The 12,956-nt window shown below is 55.2% G+C and carries 19 protein-coding genes, 1 tRNA gene and 1 pseudogene; 19 read left to right on the plus strand and 2 right to left on the minus strand.

The genetic code is table 11. The annotated features are described in order from the left end of the window. The first annotated feature begins 4 nt into the window (after positions 1 to 4). The 13 genes and pseudogenes from AB8W27_RS15165 (at position 5) to AB8W27_RS15225 (ending at position 5,758) form a co-directional block, all read left to right on the plus strand. A complete protein-coding gene (locus tag AB8W27_RS15165) occupies positions 5 to 199 on the plus strand; it encodes a hypothetical protein (RefSeq protein ID WP_012815628.1) in 195 nt (64 codons plus the stop codon). Positions 200 to 231: 32 nt separating this feature from the next. Then, positions 232 to 387, plus strand: a complete 156-nt coding sequence (locus AB8W27_RS15170; RefSeq protein ID WP_012815627.1) for a DUF2737 family protein — start codon at positions 232 to 234, stop codon at positions 385 to 387. Continuing rightward, positions 384 to 1,235 (plus strand): phosphoadenosine phosphosulfate reductase family protein, encoded by an 852-nt coding sequence (locus AB8W27_RS15175; protein ID WP_041923290.1) that lies wholly within the window; start codon positions 384 to 386, stop codon positions 1,233 to 1,235. Before AB8W27_RS15170 ends, AB8W27_RS15175 begins: the two co-directional genes overlap by 4 nt. Continuing rightward, positions 1,232 to 1,765, plus strand: coding sequence for a hypothetical protein (locus tag AB8W27_RS15180; protein ID WP_012815625.1), 534 nt, complete (start codon positions 1,232 to 1,234; stop codon positions 1,763 to 1,765). Before AB8W27_RS15175 ends, AB8W27_RS15180 begins: the two co-directional genes overlap by 4 nt. Further along, entirely contained in the window at positions 1,762 to 1,965 is a 204-nt protein-coding gene (locus AB8W27_RS15185) for a hypothetical protein (protein ID WP_012815624.1), read from the plus strand. The genes AB8W27_RS15180 and AB8W27_RS15185 overlap by 4 nt, the downstream gene beginning before the upstream one ends. Continuing rightward, positions 1,962 to 2,471: a hypothetical protein gene (locus tag AB8W27_RS15190; RefSeq protein ID WP_012815623.1), complete on the plus strand. Its 510-nt coding sequence runs from the start codon at positions 1,962 to 1,964 to the stop codon at positions 2,469 to 2,471. The genes AB8W27_RS15185 and AB8W27_RS15190 overlap by 4 nt, the downstream gene beginning before the upstream one ends. Further along, positions 2,464 to 2,784, plus strand: coding sequence for a hypothetical protein (locus AB8W27_RS15195; protein WP_012815622.1), 321 nt, complete (start codon positions 2,464 to 2,466; stop codon positions 2,782 to 2,784). Before AB8W27_RS15190 ends, AB8W27_RS15195 begins: the two co-directional genes overlap by 8 nt. After that, entirely contained in the window at positions 2,784 to 2,996 is a 213-nt protein-coding gene (locus AB8W27_RS15200) for a hypothetical protein (RefSeq protein WP_012815621.1), read from the plus strand. The genes AB8W27_RS15195 and AB8W27_RS15200 overlap by 1 nt, the downstream gene beginning before the upstream one ends. Beyond that, complete coding sequence (locus AB8W27_RS15205; RefSeq protein WP_012815620.1) at positions 2,993 to 3,367, plus strand: hypothetical protein; 375 nt, start codon at positions 2,993 to 2,995, stop codon at positions 3,365 to 3,367. Before AB8W27_RS15200 ends, AB8W27_RS15205 begins: the two co-directional genes overlap by 4 nt. A gap of 54 nt (positions 3,368 to 3,421) precedes the next feature. After that, positions 3,422 to 3,676 (plus strand): hypothetical protein, encoded by a 255-nt coding sequence (locus AB8W27_RS15210; protein WP_012815619.1) that lies wholly within the window; start codon positions 3,422 to 3,424, stop codon positions 3,674 to 3,676. 33 nt (positions 3,677 to 3,709) lie between these two features. Then, on the plus strand, positions 3,710 to 4,336 hold the full coding sequence (locus AB8W27_RS15215) for a hypothetical protein (RefSeq protein ID WP_012815618.1): 627 nt from the start codon (positions 3,710 to 3,712) through the stop codon (positions 4,334 to 4,336). A gap of 31 nt (positions 4,337 to 4,367) precedes the next feature. Next, positions 4,368 to 4,463 (plus strand): annotated as a pseudogene (locus AB8W27_RS15220) (helix-turn-helix domain-containing protein); the annotation flags it as partial. Between the two features lie 131 nt (positions 4,464 to 4,594). Further along, positions 4,595 to 5,758, plus strand: a complete 1,164-nt coding sequence (locus AB8W27_RS15225; protein ID WP_012815617.1) for a site-specific integrase — start codon at positions 4,595 to 4,597, stop codon at positions 5,756 to 5,758. Between the two features lie 15 nt (positions 5,759 to 5,773). Here AB8W27_RS15225 and AB8W27_RS15230 read toward each other — a convergent pair. After that, positions 5,774 to 5,850 (minus strand) — tRNA-Arg (locus AB8W27_RS15230). A 208-nt stretch (positions 5,851 to 6,058) separates the two neighbouring features. On the opposite strand from AB8W27_RS15230, the gene folD reads away from it, so the two are divergent. The 4 genes from folD to malI all read left to right on the plus strand — a co-directional run bounded on the left by folD (position 6,059) and on the right by malI (position 9,994). Next, positions 6,059 to 6,925, plus strand: a complete 867-nt coding sequence (folD, locus tag AB8W27_RS15235) for a bifunctional methylenetetrahydrofolate dehydrogenase/methenyltetrahydrofolate cyclohydrolase FolD (RefSeq protein ID WP_007706347.1) — start codon at positions 6,059 to 6,061, stop codon at positions 6,923 to 6,925. Position 6,926: 1 nt separating this feature from the next. Further along, on the plus strand, positions 6,927 to 7,139 hold the full coding sequence (gene ybcJ / locus AB8W27_RS15240) for a ribosome-associated protein YbcJ (RefSeq protein WP_004387141.1): 213 nt from the start codon (positions 6,927 to 6,929) through the stop codon (positions 7,137 to 7,139). Between the two features lie 274 nt (positions 7,140 to 7,413). Then, positions 7,414 to 8,913 carry a PTS transporter subunit EIIC gene (locus tag AB8W27_RS15245; RefSeq protein ID WP_041923289.1) on the plus strand — a complete coding sequence of 500 codons (1,500 nt, stop codon included), beginning with the start codon at positions 7,414 to 7,416 and terminating at the stop codon, positions 8,911 to 8,913. Positions 8,914 to 8,977: 64 nt separating this feature from the next. Continuing rightward, positions 8,978 to 9,994, plus strand: coding sequence for a Mal regulon transcriptional regulator MalI (malI, locus tag AB8W27_RS15250; protein WP_012815615.1), 1,017 nt, complete (start codon positions 8,978 to 8,980; stop codon positions 9,992 to 9,994). A gap of 159 nt (positions 9,995 to 10,153) precedes the next feature. Here malI and cysS read toward each other — a convergent pair whose 3' ends face one another. Further along, on the minus strand, positions 10,154 to 11,539 hold the full coding sequence (gene cysS, locus AB8W27_RS15255; RefSeq protein ID WP_012815614.1) for a cysteine--tRNA ligase: 1,386 nt from the start codon (positions 11,537 to 11,539) through the stop codon (positions 10,154 to 10,156). 176 nt (positions 11,540 to 11,715) lie between these two features. On the opposite strand from cysS, the gene ppiB reads away from it, so the two are divergent. Next, positions 11,716 to 12,210: a peptidylprolyl isomerase B gene (gene ppiB, locus AB8W27_RS15260; RefSeq protein WP_007767850.1), complete on the plus strand. Its 495-nt coding sequence runs from the start codon at positions 11,716 to 11,718 to the stop codon at positions 12,208 to 12,210. A gap of 3 nt (positions 12,211 to 12,213) precedes the next feature. Then, entirely contained in the window at positions 12,214 to 12,936 is a 723-nt protein-coding gene (gene lpxH / locus AB8W27_RS15265; RefSeq protein ID WP_012815613.1) for a UDP-2,3-diacylglucosamine diphosphatase, read from the plus strand. Positions 12,937 to 12,956: the final 20 nt, after the last annotated feature.

Raw genomic sequence — 12,956 nt, forward strand, 5'->3', positions numbered from 1 at the left:
CGCCATGAGCGAGCCATTTAAAAAGCGCCGCGGCAATCAGCAGACGCTGGGCCGCAACTGGACCACCAAAGAGTTAAACCTCATCAAATCACTGGCTGGCACCGTCCACCCTAAAGTCATAGCCCGCCAGTTAAACCGCTCATACGAATCTATCCGCCAGATGGCAAAGCGCGAGCACATCAGCCTGCGTCGCGTTTAATCGTGCGCCACGGACGGCGCGAGGAAAAATCCATGATTACACATGACCCGCTTATCACACAAAGCGAGCTGGCCGCTCGCGTCAAATCTCAGCCGATGCCGAGCCGCGAAGAGCTCATGAAACGCAACAGCTTCGGCTCTGTGAATAACAACCGCTATCTGAATCGCTGGTTTGGAGCGAAGAAATGAGAATTCCTCAGGTTGTGAGTTTTTCTGGCGGCAGAACGTCGGCTTATCTGGTGCATCTGATGGAGCAGCGACGCGCAGCTGGAGAGGATGTGCATTATGTCTTCATGGACACCGGCGCCGAGCACCCAAAGACGTATGAGTTTGTCAGAAACGTGGTGAGACATTGGGGAATTGACCTTCACTGCCTGCGTGTTATCCCCGACCCGGAAATGGGTAAGCCGAGCAAATATGAACAGCTTTCAGTGGATGAAATTGGCCCGGACCTCATCCCGTGGAAGCGCATGCTGAACAAGTATGGACACCCGTATGTCGGCGGCGCGTTCTGCACCGACAGAATGAAGTCAGTGCCCTTCACAAAATACTGCCAGGAGCGATTCGGGAAGGGAAAGTACCACACATGGCTGGGCATTCGTATAGACGAACAAAGTCGACTTAAAGAGACAAAGGGATTTAGTTACCTGGCAGATATTAGTGACTTTGAAAAGCAGGAGGTTATCGATTGGTGGGCTGAGAAGCCCTTCGATCTTGGAATTCAGGAGCATCTGGGTAACTGCGTATTTTGCATCAAGAAAAGCATGCAAAAGGTCGCGCTTGCTGTGATGGACGAACCACAGCTGGCAGAGCAATTCATCAACATCCTGGACACAGAAATCAGGACTGGAAGGGAGCCGGTTATGTACCGCGGCAATAACACGCTCAAATCTCTGATCGCCCTTTTCAGTGATACGTCACGCGACGAACTGGCATCGCGAATGACATCAATGCGGCAATACGATACAGGCTCATGCTCTGAGTCTTGCGAGGCGTTCTCTTGTCAGCTTGGCTTTAATTTTGAGGAGGCAGCATGAAAACCGAAGGAACGCAAAACAACGACGAATTAATCGCAGCCGGCCATGAGCTGGCGAAGTGCCTCGACAACGAGCCGCTGATTGATATCGCGAAGATGCTGAGCAAGATGGCGACTCAGCTTGATGTGACTACAGCGGCGCTGCGCGAAAAGACGAAGCAGTGCGAGCAATTGGCTGCGGAGAATGCGGCGCTGAACAACCGAATGCAGAAACTCATCCAGATTATCAACAATGCCGACAACAGCTACTGCATGTGTGGTGAAGCAATGGAAACCCACGCACATGGCGGCTGTGGACACCCAACAGGCATGTTTGATTACCACTACAACGCATGGCTTGAAGCTGACACCGAAACCCCAGCCACCGACGCATTCCTGCGCGAAGTAAGGGCCAGCGCTGTTGATGCTGTTTGCCTGAAAATTAGCAATTCAATCGTAAGTTGCCGTCAAGACGAAATGATAGGACTTGATGAGGCAGTAAATATTGCCAGCGATTTCGCAGTCGAGTTGCGTCAAGGCGGTGCCGCATGAGCAGAATACGAAACTTTGGTTGGAATCGCCTTAAGCTCGCAACGCTCTCATACGATCAGCTATCTGAGCTTGAAGAGCAGGTCAAGAAAGAGCACGCCGCTAGTGACGGTATCCACATGTACGATAAAGCGGGACGTGACAAACTCGATGCGCTTAGTTGGGCTGTGTACAACAAACAGAAGCAGGAGCGTGCCACATGACCATCTACACAGCAAAACTGAAAGCGGCAGCACTGGCCGCTACGCCTGGGCGCATTGGAGACAGAATCGACGGCAGCGGGAGTATCAAATATCGCTGCGTCGGCGCTGACGGCTCCCTAGTTCTCGTGACAGACCACAAAAACAACGAGTACGGATTTGTTGGCGACAACGGAGAGGCTGACGAATTGTTTTTCCGGCTATGCACTCCTGAAGCGGTGCTGGAGCTGATAGCAGCGCTGGAAGCCAAGGACGCGCAGATTGCGGAGCTTTTAGAGAAACAGCGCCTGATAGATATCTGCCAGGGGCAAGGGCTTGAGCATCGAATTGCGGCAGAGAGACGCGCTGAGGCCGCAGAGAAGCGCGTAGCCGAGTTGGAGCGGCAAGCCATTCAACCGTTACCAATCGGCGAACTGATTAACCGCCTTGAGGAACAAACGGGCGAGCCGTGGGGCGAAGTGTATCTGGCGGGCATCAATTTGAGACGGGGAGAGAGTGATCATGGCTAAATTTACAGACGTACATGACCTGTTAAGCGCCTATCAAAAACAGGCTCGTAAGATTCCACCTAAGGGTATTTATGCCTCAAGGCATCGTCAGGTTGAGGTTAACGCGGCGCACGTACGCAAGTTAATGCGCAAGCGTCGGCGGTCAGTTGGCAAGTCAAATAAGCTCGGCTATCGCCTGACGGCGGAAATGCGCGTTGCACTGATTTGCGATATGAATTTTTGGGCGCTTGTATGTCGCAGTAACCGGAAGAATGCCAGCCCGACTGATGAGGTCTGCGTGGTGGGCATCAATCTTGAGACAGGGGGTGAGTAGTGTCGACAAACAAAACCTTAGAGGCGGCCAACCTCTGGCAGATTGAGCGCGCGAGATTTGAAGAACGGCATCCTGACCAGCGCATACTGCTAAATCGCATTGACGAGCAGCTTCACAGCAACATCATGGCCGCCGTTATCTTGCTGAACGACCTTTCGTTTGCTGTTCGTGAGGTTGAGCGTAAGGCAAAAGAGACAGGGGGTGAAGCGTGAGCGAAATAAGTGAAGTAATCGCCAGCGAAATTGCAGATTTTTTTGCTGGATTCGGTGGGCCGGGTGAGCCGGATATTCAGAGCGGAGAGGCGCAGCGCTTGTTAACCGAACGCCTGTTGTCTGTGCTGGCGCTGCGGGAGCGGGCGGAGTCTGTACCTGTTGTGCCTGAAAAATGCGGATGCTGGTATCTGGTCTCTTGGTGTTACCCCGGAGGGCGTTACGGGGCAACGGAGATTCGTTTAAATGGCCCATGGAGCACGGGGAGCATGCGATCAGCAACCAAAATGATTGCGGATTACAACGATTTGGGACTTGCAAATGTTGTTATTTTGTCAGTATTCCCGATAGCCGCAGCGCCGGGCAAGAATTGACAGCCCACCCACCGCAATTTACTGTATATAAATACAGTTATTTTGAGGCGCGGCATGAGCAAAGACTCGGACTACTTAATCATCTATCGCGGCGAGATACATCACCGCATAACGCCAGGTCGATGGGTGCTCATTCAACGTGCGCGCGAATACGGCGGCGGGTGGTGGCTAGGGAAAGCCTACGACGATGTGTTTATGCTGGAGTTCGAGAAGCCGACGTCGATGGCGGTCGCCACTGAGTACATCATGTCGCATGGAAGGATGCAGGCATTCCCACCGTGGGATGACAATTTTGAGTTAACACCATGACCCGCTTCGGCGGGTTTTTTATTGGAGAAATTTATGTCTGACCAGAGCAAACATTACGACTACTACATCGTTGAAGGGCCGGAAGTGAAGGCGCTTATTGATGGATACGACCAAATAGGAAAAGAGCGAAACGAAATCATGCAGGCGGCTATTGATAAGGTTGGAGCTATCGCATGGACAAATAGCAGCAGCTGGGGAGATAAGGGCGGGCTGATACAGGCTTTCGTGTGGGAAAAAGGTTTTGCATTCCCTGCGCCCGTGACCATCAAAAGCGAGGATTTTTGGGAAGGTAAGCGAGTTGTTATCGCGCGAGGCAAAGGAAACAGCAAAGAAGGCCGTGAGTATCAAAAAACGCTGGAAGCGGTAAAGGATGAGGCCAACAAGCAACTCAAGGCTTTGCCGCTATGGGAGTCGTACATCATTGATCATTATGGTGTCATGCGCACAGGCATCGGTGGCCAAGCAAGACGTGGATACGGTTTTGCCATGCTGACCACGTATGGCGGTAGGTGTCCGGGCCGTGATGATGCCCTGGTTTTCGCTATCCCAAACGACAAAAGTGAGCGTCACGGTGATGTGGTAATCCCCGAGAGCTTCCAGAAGCTAACGTACGGTCAGTTTTATGACCTAACCAACCGTGAAGATGAACAGGCCGCCTGATGGCGGCTTTTTTACGCCTGGAGATAATCGAATGGAACAATACAGCCTCACGCTTGATGAGGCCTGCGCCATGCTCGGCATATCCAGACCCACGGCCACAAACTGGATAAAGTCAGGACGACTACAGGCCACCCGCAAAGACCCATCAAAACCCAAATCCCCCTACCTCACCACTCGCCAGGCTTGCATTGCAGCCCTCAAATCTCCGCTGCATACTGTCGCCGTGAGCGTGGGTGATGGCATACGAGAGGAATTGATATGTCACTCTTCCGCAGAGGTGAAATCTGGTACGCATCGTACTCGCTCCCGGGCGGGAAGCGAATTAAGGAATCTCTTGGCACAGCGGACAAGCGGCAAGCGCAAGAGCTGCATGACCGAAGGAAGTCAGAACTCTGGCGAGTAGACAGGCTTGGTGATTTCCCTGACGTAACGTTCGAAGAGGCTTGTTTACGCTGGCTTGAGGAAAAAGCTGATAAGAAATCGCTCGATACTGATAAAGGCCGGATGGGATTCTGGCTTGAGCATTTTGAAGGGATGAAGTTGAAAGATATTACTGAGGCGAAGATTTACACGGCCGTCAGTAAGATGCAGAACAGGAAAGCAAAGGAAATCTGGATACAGAAATGCGCGGCAGCAGAGAGAAAAGGAAAGGAGTTTCCGGTATTCGAAGGCAGGCCTGTAACGACTTCAACTAAGGCCAAGCATCTGGCATTGATGAAGGCAATACTACGCGCTGCAGAAAGGGACTGGAAGTGGCTGGAAAAGGCTCCGGTAATAAAAATACCGCAGGTGAGGAACAAGCGCGTTCGCTGGCTGGAGCCTGAAGAGGCTGAAAGGTTGATTAATGAATGTCCTGAGCCGCTTAAATCAGTTGTCAGGTTTGCGCTAGCTACTGGTCTAAGGCGGTCGAACATCATTAATCTGGAATGGCAACAAATCGACATGCAGCGTCGTGTTGCCTGGGTCAATCCGGAGGACAGCAAGTCAAACAGGGCTATTGGCGTAGCACTGAATGATACAGCCTGCCGGGTATTGCGTGAACAGATCGGCAATCATCACAAATGGGTGTTCGTCCATACCAAAGCGGGAAATCGCCCTGATGGCTCTGCAACAGATCAGGTCAGGAAGATGAGGGTTGACGACCAGCGGGCATGGAACTCTGCTTGCCGTAGAGCGGGCATAGAGGATTTCCGGTTCCATGACCTGAGGCATACATGGGCGAGCTGGCTTATTCAGGCCGGAGTGCCACTGTCTGTTCTGCAGGAAATGGGAGGCTGGGAGTCAATTGAAATGGTTCGCAGGTATGCACATCTCGCACCTAATCACCTGACTGAGCATGCGCGCCAAATTGACTCCATTTTAGGGTTTTGTGTCCCAAATATGTCCCACACAGGAAGTCAGGAGGATTTTAAAGAGGCGTAAGCTATTGAAATTTAATGGCGCGCCCTGCAGGACTCGAACCTGCGACCCACGGCTTAGAAGGCCGTTGCTCTATCCAGCTGAGCTAAGGGCGCCTCGTGAAGAGGCGTTTCACGTTTTATCTGCCGGTAGCAGTGTGAAACGCCTGGAATTATACGGTCAGTACCAGGTGAGTCAATGGCTTTCGAACCGCCTGCTGGACAATTGAGCGAAAGACACAAACGAAAACTGACAGCACGGCGCGCTTCTGACAGAATATCCTCATCCCCACTTCATTTGATTACAGACGGAATCTTCTCTCTGATGGCAGCAAAGATTATTGACGGTAAAACGATTGCGCAGCAGGTGCGGCTTGAAGTTGCCGAAAAAGTAAAAGCGCGCGTGGCGGCCGGAAAACGCGCCCCAGGGCTTGCGGTCGTGCTCGTCGGCGCGAACCCGGCGTCGCAGATTTATGTCGGCAGCAAACGTAAGGCGTGTGAGGAAGTTGGCTTTGTGTCCCGCTCTTACGATCTGCCGGAAACTACCAGCGAAGCCGAACTGCTGGGGCTGATTGATGAACTGAACGCGGACGCCGCCATTGATGGCATTCTGGTTCAGCTGCCGCTGCCGGCCGGTATCGATAACGTGAAAGTGCTGGAGCGCATCGCGCCGGATAAAGATGTGGACGGCTTCCATCCGTACAACGTCGGCCGTCTGTGCCAGCGCGCGCCGCGTCTGCGCCCGTGTACGCCGCGCGGCATCGTCACGCTGCTTGAGCGCTACAACATTGACACTTATGGCCTGAATGCCGTGGTGATCGGCGCGTCCAATATCGTCGGCCGTCCGATGAGCATGGAGCTGCTGCTGGCGGGTTGTACCACCACCGTGACCCACCGCTTCACCAAAAACCTGCGTCAGCATGTCGAAAATGCCGATCTGCTGATTGTCGCGGTCGGCAAGCCGGGCTTTATTCCAGGCGAGTGGATCAAAGAAGGCGCCATCGTGATTGATGTCGGCATCAACCGTCTGGAAAATGGCAAAGTGGTCGGCGACGTGGTGTTTGAAGATGCCGCAGCGCGCGCCGGTTATATCACCCCGGTGCCGGGCGGCGTCGGCCCGATGACGGTCGCCACGCTTATCCAGAACACGCTGCAGGCGTGCGTTGAATACCATGACGGCGAGGAGGCATAACATGGCAACATTTTCTTTAGGTAAACACCCTCACGTCGAACTGTGCGATCTGCTGAAGCTGGAAGGCTGGAGCGAAAGCGGCGCGCAGGCGAAAATCGTGATTTCCGAAGGTCTGGTGACCGTCGACGGCGCGGTGGAAACCCGCAAGCGCTGCAAAATCGTCGCCGGGCAGACCGTCAGCTTCGACGGCCAGAGCGTCACAGTCACGGCGTAACGCCCCACGCCCTCTCGGCGAGGGGGCGTTGATTTCCCGCTTCAGAACCTTTTCTTATTGCCCTTCTCTACTCTCTTATCCTGTTTGCGCGTGCCGCCTGCCGGCCCGTTTTCCAACCGACTTCAAAGAATCAGCAAATCTTCTGGCGAAACGTTAAATAGATGTTGCGCGAAAAGGCCGCGATCCCACAGCATAGGTAGAACGTTCTACTAGAACGTTCTACCTACTATAAAACAGGGCGAAAAAGCCCGGCTGTTCCAATCGGGGGATCGGTATGAGTCTGATAACAGGTTTCGTTAAATCGCTTTCAAAATTGTCGATGATAGGCCGCGCGCTGATGCTGCCTATTTCGCTGCTGCCCGCCGCCGGTCTGCTGCTGGCCTTCGGCGATAAATTCCATCTGCCGCTGATGATGAACGCGGGCGGGGTTATTTTCGATAACCTGCCGCTGCTGTTCGCCATCGGCTCCGCCGTCGGTCTGGCGTCGGAATCCGGCATCGCGGCGCTCTCGGCGGCGGTCTCGGTCTTTATCATTAACATCACCATCAGCACGCAGCTTGGCATCACGCCGGAAATGGCGGCGAGCGGCGGCAAATACGCCATGGTGGTCGGCATTCCGACGCTCCAGATGGGCGTGTTCGGCGGGCTGATTTCAGGCATTCTCGCCGCGTGGTGTTATAACCGCTTCCACACGCTGCAACTGCCCGAATTCCTGGGCTTCTTCTCCGGCAAACGGTTTGTGGCGATTGCCGCGGCGTTTCTCTCGTTCCTGCTGGGGCTGGCGCTGCCGTATGTGTGGCAGCACATTCAGGCGGGGATCGACGCGCTGTCGGTTATCGTCAACGGCGATAATCAGGCAGCCTCGACGTTTATCTTCGGGCTGGTGGAACGCGCGCTGATCCCGCTGGGGCTGCACCATATCTGGTATCCGTCGTTCTGGTATTCTTTTGGCGATTACACGACCCAGACCGGGCAGGTTATCCACGGCGACCAGACCATCTGGTTCAAAATGCTGGAAGAAGGCGTGAAAAGCTTCAGCAGCAATACCTACCAGAACGCCGGTAAATTTATGCAGGGCGAATTCCCGCTGATGCTCTTCGCGCTGCCGGCGGCGTGTCTGGCGATGTATCACGAGGCCAGCACGAAGAATAAGAAAATCGCTTCCGGTATTCTTTTCTCCGCCGCGCTGACCTGTTTTCTGACAGGGATCACGGAGCCGGTTGAATTTACCTTTATTTTTGTCGCGCCGGTGTTGTATGTATTTAACGCCATCATGGCGGGGCTTTCGTATATGTGCATGTATTTACTGGATGCGCATATCGCCAAATCGTTCTCCGCCGGGCTTATCGACTATATTTCGTTCGGCATCCTGCCCTCCTTTAACGGCTATCAGACGCATTATCTGAACGCGGTTATCGTCGGCATTCCGATGGCGATGATTTATTACTTCACCTTCCGCTTTGTGATCCGCCGTTTTGACGTGAAAACGCCGGGCCGCGTGGATGTCACTGCCAGCGTGGATGATAAAACCGATGCAGAGCTGGCGGGCAATATTGTGGGCCTGCTGGGCGGTAAAGAGAACATCACGAGCGTTGGCGCCTGCATTACGCGCCTGCGTCTTGAAGTGGCGCGTTCGGAGCTGGTGGATAAAGACGGGCTGAACGGGCTTGGCGCGCGCGGCGTGGTGTTTGTGGGCGATAACGGCATTCAGGTGATTTTCGGGGCGCGCGCGCAGTTTATTGCGCAGAGCCTGTCAGGCATGACGGGGAAATAACGCCGCCTGCGCGGGCCTGACGCCAGGCCCGCGACATCAGCGATAAAAGGATAATTCAGGGCAGATGAAAAAGGTCAGCATTATCGATGTGGCGCGCCAGGCGGGCGTCTCGGTTTCGACGGTCTCGCTGGTGCTGCGCGAGAAGGGAAAAATCTCTGCCGCGACCATCGACAAAGTGCATGCCGCCATTGAGGCGCTCGGCTACGTGCATAATGTCGCGGCCGCTAACCTGCGCGGTAAAACGTCGAACCTGATTGGCCTGGTCGTCGAAGATCTCAACGATCCCTTTTCGACCCGCGTGACGGCAAGCCTGGTGCAGGCGCTGGAGGCGCAGGGCTTTATGGTGTTCCTCACCCAGCCAGGGCGCGAAACGGGCCGTCTGGAGAGCTGTTTTGTCTCGTTTACCCGCCAGGGCGTGGCGGGCGTCGTTTATCTGACCGCCGATTCCACCCAGCGCGCGCTGCCTGCGCCGGTCGTGCAAAGTACGCTGCCGCTGGTCGTGGTGTCGCAGTCGCCGGTAGAAGAGAAGCTCAACAGCGTGGTGCGCGATAACCGCCAGGCAGGCGGGCTCGCCACGCGTTATCTGATTGAACGCGGCCACCGTAATATCGCCTATATCGGCGGTACGGCGGGGTGTCTTATCCGTGAGGAGCGGCTTTTCGGCTACCGCGCGGCGCTGTCGCAATACGGCTTGCCGTGGCGTGATGAGTTCGCGCCCGCCTGCGCTGAAGAGACGCTCGCGGTGAGCCAGACGGTGCGACAGCTCCTTGAGGCGAACAATAAAATCACCGCCCTGCTGTGCCATTCGCCGCACGCGATTATCGGCTGCCTGGAGGCGATCCATCAGGTGGGGCGTACCGTGGGGAAAGATGTGTTCCTGACGCAGCAGGTGTCGCTGATTGGCTTTGAGGACATGATGCACGTGAATCTGACGTCGCCCTCGTTTACCTATGTCTCTTCCGCCAGCGAAGAGACCGGGCGCCAGGCGGCGGGGTTGATCGTGCGGCTTATCCGCGAGCCGGGTCTGCCCGCGCAGCGTATTACGCTTTCGGGCCAGTTGATTGCGCGCGGATCGGCGTGATGGATGACGGTGGGTGCGCGTTATCTTTTATGGTGGGTGCGCTTCGCTTACCGACCCTACAACGAATGTCGCATCGATTCGTAGGGCAGGTCAGCGAGGCGCACCTGCCGAAACCACGTAAACCACAGGCATAAAAAAAGCGGCTTTCGCCGCTTTTTCTTATTTACGTCGCCAGGTCGTGCCCTGCGGGCCATCTTCCAGAACGATGCCCATCTCGTTTAAACGATCGCGCGCGGCATCTGCTGCCGCCCAGTCTTTCGCTTTGCGCGCTTCCAGACGCTTAACGATCAGCGCTTCGATCTCCGCCACTTCATCGTCGTTGGTCTGCGCGCCCGATTGCAGGAACTGCTCCGGCTCCTGCTCCAGCAGGCCCAGCACGGCGGCAAGCTTACGCAGATGCGCGGCTAACTGATTCGCCGCGCTGCTGTCTTCCGCTTTCAGGCGGTTCACTTCACGCGCCATATCGAACAGCACCGAATACGCTTCCGGGGTGTTGAAATCGTCATCCATCGCCTCGATAAAACGCGCTTCAAACGCCTCGCCGCCTGCGGCCGCCACACTGCGGTCAGTGCCGCGCAATGCGGTATAGAGACGCTCAAGCGAGGCGCGCGCCTGCTTTAAGTTCTCTTCGCTGTAGTTCAGCTGGCTGCGGTAATGGCCGGACATCAGGAAGTAGCGCACGGTCTCGGCGTCGTAGTGTTGCAGCACGTCGCGCACGGTAAAGAAGTTGCCGAGCGATTTGGACATCTTCTCGCGATCGACCATCACCATCCCGGAGTGCATCCAGTAATTCACATATTCGCCGTCGTGCGCGCAGGTCGACTGAGCGATTTCGTTTTCATGGTGCGGGAACATCAGGTCAGAGCCGCCGCCATGAATATCGAAATGGCTGCCGAGCTGCTTGCAGTTCATCGCGGAACACTCAATATGCCAGCCCGGACGCCCGTCGCCCCACGGCGACGGCCAGCTCGGTTCACCCGGCTTGGACATCTTCCACAGTACGAAATCCATCGGGTTACGTTTGCTGTCGGCCACTTCCACGCGCGCGCCTGCCTGAAGCTGCTCCAGATCCTGGCGCGAGAGCTTGCCGTAATCCGCGTCGCTCTCCACCGCGAACATCACATCGCCGTTGCCCGCGACATACGCATGGCCGCGTGCGATCAGTTGCTCAACAATTTCAATAATTTCCGGGATGTGCTGCGTCGCGCGCGGCTCGCTTTCCGGGCGCAGAATATTCAGCGCATCGAAATCGTTGTGCATCTCGGCGACCATACGGTCCACCAGCGCCACAAAATCTTCGCCGTTCTCGTTAGCGCGTTTAATAATTTTGTCGTCGATATCGGTAATGTTGCGCACATATTTCAGCTTATAGCCGAGAAAACGCAGGTAGCGCGCGACGACGTCAAACGCGATAAACGTACGACCATGGCCGATGTGACAGAGGTCGTAAACGGTAATACCACACACGTACATGCCGACTTCCCCGGCATGAATAGGCTTAAATTCTTCTTTCTGGCGACTCATGGTATTGAAGATTTTTAACATCAGAAGTTTCCGTGTCAGTGTGTGGTAAGCGGATAAAACCCCTATATTACCCATAATTGAAAGCGCAAGCACCCCACTTTGCAAGGTGAAGCAAGCGGTGAGTTATGCTATAACAGCCTCCTACTGTGGCTTCTTTCGGAAGCCGAAGCACCACTGAAACAAAACAGGATGCAGACATGGTTACTTTTCACACCAATCACGGCGACATCGTAATCAAGACCTTTGATGACAAAGCGCCGGAAACGGTAAAAAACTTTCTGGAATATTGCCGCGAAGGTTTCTACGACAACACCATTTTCCATCGTGTAATCAATGGCTTTATGATTCAGGGCGGCGGCTTTGAGCCGGGCATGAAACAGAAAAGCACCAAAGATCCTATCAAAAACGAAGCCAACAACGGCCTGAAGAACACCCGCGGCACGCTGGCAATGGCGCGCACGCAGGCGCCGCACTCCGCGACTGCCCAGTTCTTCATCAACGTTGCAGATAACGACTTCCTGAACTTCAGCGGCGAAAGCCTGCAGGGTTGGGGCTACTGCGTATTCGCAGAAGTGGTAGAAGGCATGGACGTGGTTGATAAAATCAAAGGCGTATCCACCGGCCGCAGCGGCATGCATCAGGATGTGCCGAAAGAAGACGTGATTATCGAGCGCGTAACCGTCAGCGAGTAATTCGTGGCGACGCTCTTTATTGCAGATCTTCATCTGTGCCCAGAAGAACCGGCGATTACCGCCGGTTTTCTGCGTTTTTTAGCCGGTACAGCACGTGAAGCGGACGCGCTTTATATCCTGGGCGATCTTTTTGAAGCCTGGATCGGCGATGACGACCCGCAACCGCTGCACCGCGAGATAGCCGCCGCCCTGCGCGCGCTCGTTCAATTCGGCGTTCCCTGCTATTTCATCCACGGCAACCGCGATTTCCTGCTCGGCCGTCGCTTCGCCCGCGAAAGCGGCATGCAGTTGCTGCCGGAAGAACACGTGCTGGATCTCTACGGCAGACGCGTGCTGATCATGCATGGCGACACGCTGTGCACTGACGATGCCGGTTATCAGGCGTTTCGCGCCAAAGTTCATAAACCGTGGCTGCAAACCCTATTTCTCGCGCTCCCCCTGCGACTGCGCCGCCGTATCGCCGCCCGCATGCGCGCCGGCAGCAAAGCCTCCAACAGCCAGAAAGATCTCGCCATCATGGATGTCAACCCGCAGGCGGTGGTCGATACCATGGAACGCCAGCAGGTGCAGTGGCTCATTCACGGCCACACTCACCGCCCCGCCGCGCACACGCTTGAGGCGAACGGCCAGCCCGCGCACCGCGTGGTGTTAGGCGCCTGGCACAGCGAAGGGTCAATGATCAAAGTCACCCCCGACGACGTCGAACTGGTAGCCTTTCCGTTCTGATTCTGCCTGCGTTTTTGCCG

It is taken from the genome of Cronobacter turicensis, assembly GCF_041222865.1.
In the GTDB taxonomy this organism is placed as follows: Bacteria; Pseudomonadota; Gammaproteobacteria; order Enterobacterales; family Enterobacteriaceae; genus Cronobacter; species Cronobacter turicensis.